Below are 1275 nucleotides of genomic sequence, written 5' to 3' on the forward strand. Positions count from 1 at the left end.
TGAGGTGTACCGGTTTTGATGAACAGTTGACTTGCTTAGGTTAAAGAATAAAAGTAATGGTTTTCATATTCCATTGGACTTTGGTAGTTTAGGGCTGAATGTTTACGGTGGGTGTTGTAATACATCTCGATGTACTCAAAGATTTCGGTTCGGGCATCTTCCAAGTTCTCGAACATCCCATTCTCCAGTAGTTCCGCTTTCAGCCGGCTGAAGAAGGATTCCATCGCAGCATTGTCGTAGGGATCATCAGCCCGGCTCATGCTCTGTGCTATTTTTCTTTTCCGAAGCAGGGCTCGAAATCTGCTACCCGCATACTGTCCGCCACGATCAGAGTGCATGATCAACCCCGGTTTAATACCCCTTGTCTGAAGGGCCTTGTTCAATGAGGCTTTGACCAGTTCCTCCCGCATATGGCTTTCTACCTGCCAGCCCACAATGCGTCTGGAATAAAGGTCCATCCATACCGCCAGGTAAGCCCACTCACCACCTGAAAGCGGCAGGTAGGTAATGTCGCCCACCCACACTTCGTTTGGCTTTACCGGCGCCGCCCGCTCCAACAGCAGGTTTGGGCTGATCGGGTAAGGGTGCCTGCTTTGCGTCGTTCTGGGCACATAGCTTCTGGGTTGAATGGCTTTCAATCCATGCTCCTTCAGTACTCTTCGACACCTGTGCCTGCCAACGTGAATCTGCTTTTCCCTTAGCTCAGCACAGATCCGGCGGACGCCATAGCGTCGCTTGTGCGCCCTAAAAACGGCTGTTATTTTTGCTTCCACTTGCCGGGCTTTTGCATTGGGTGCTTTGGGTTCCAACTGCTGGTAATAGGCGCTGCGGCTCACCTGCATTGCTTTACACAACACTTGAATGGGATAGTGACTTTGCTGCTGCCTGATGAACTGACAACGCTCCGCTATTGTAGCCGTGAGAAGATGCCCACAGCTTTTTTTAAAATATCCCGCTCCATCTCCACCTCCCTGAGCCGCTTCTGAAGTGCCAGGTGTTCGAATAAACTCACCTGTGAAGGCGTATTACTTTCTGTGGCTTCTGCGGTCGTTTGGGAGCCGTCAAGGGCTTTCTTGCGCCAGCGGTAGATAATGTTTTCACCAATGCCCAACGAACGGGCAATCTCGGGAACCGGACGGCCCGAAGCAATCATGCTCACTACTTCCGATTTGAAGGAAGCATCGTACTTGCGCCGGGGTTTCTGTGCATTTTTGTGCTGCATTGTTACTTGCTAATTTACGCAAGTCAACTGTCCAGAAAAATTAGACCATCTCA

At 50.5% G+C, this 1275-nt stretch carries 2 protein-coding genes; both read right to left on the minus strand.

From position 1 onward, the window contains the following. Nucleotides 1-35: 35 nt before the first annotated feature. Complete coding sequence (locus tag DRJ53_RS20990; protein ID WP_114237632.1) at nt 36-1004, minus strand: IS3 family transposase; 969 nt, start codon at nt 1002-1004, stop codon at nt 36-38. Further along, a complete protein-coding gene (locus DRJ53_RS20995; protein ID WP_114237633.1) occupies nt 908-1222 on the minus strand; it encodes a transposase in 315 nt (104 codons plus the stop codon). The genes DRJ53_RS20990 and DRJ53_RS20995 overlap by 97 nt, the downstream gene beginning before the upstream one ends. Nucleotides 1223-1275 lie beyond the last annotated feature (53 nt).

The sequence above is a fragment of the Paracnuella aquatica genome (assembly GCF_003332885.2).
Lineage (GTDB): Bacteria > Bacteroidota > Bacteroidia > Chitinophagales > Chitinophagaceae > Flavisolibacter > Flavisolibacter aquaticus.

Coding starts and splice junctions, on each gene's coding strand:
- DRJ53_RS20995 (WP_114237633.1), bottom strand. CDS start 1,222: ATGCAGCACAAAAATGCACAGAAACCCCGGCGCAAGTACGATGCTTCC.